This is a genomic window from Paraburkholderia sp. BR10923 (assembly GCF_040948765.1).
GTDB classification, from domain to species: domain Bacteria; phylum Pseudomonadota; class Gammaproteobacteria; order Burkholderiales; family Burkholderiaceae; genus Paraburkholderia; species Paraburkholderia youngii.
This window is the reverse complement of sequence record NZ_JBFPKO010000207.1, coordinates 1-268: the sequence shown is the minus strand read 5'-3', so window position 1 is coordinate 268 and position 268 is coordinate 1. Positions and strand designations below refer to the sequence as shown.

Sequence of the window (268 nt, the reverse complement as noted above, 5' to 3'; positions counted from 1 at the left end):
TACCCGTCGCAATGACGTCACCCGGCTGCAATTCGATGCCAGCAGAAAGGGTCTCGATAAGCGTTGGAATGTCGAATATCAGTTGCGATGTATTCGAGTTCTGACGCAGTTCGCCGTTGACCCAGCATTTGACATCGATGCTTTGCCCATCGACTTCGTCTGCAGTGACCACGTACGGGCCCATCGGGCAGAAGCCGTCCAGCGACTTGCCGAGAAACCACTGACGATGGAGCTTTTGCAGGTCCCGCGCGGTAAAGTCGTTAATCAC

General features: G+C 54.9%; 1 protein-coding gene. It reads right to left on the bottom strand.

Annotated features, from left to right (window positions below):
• Nucleotides 1-268: fumarylacetoacetate hydrolase family protein (locus tag AB3X94_RS42130; RefSeq protein WP_368614501.1), on the bottom strand; the 268-nt coding region annotated here is incomplete at both ends.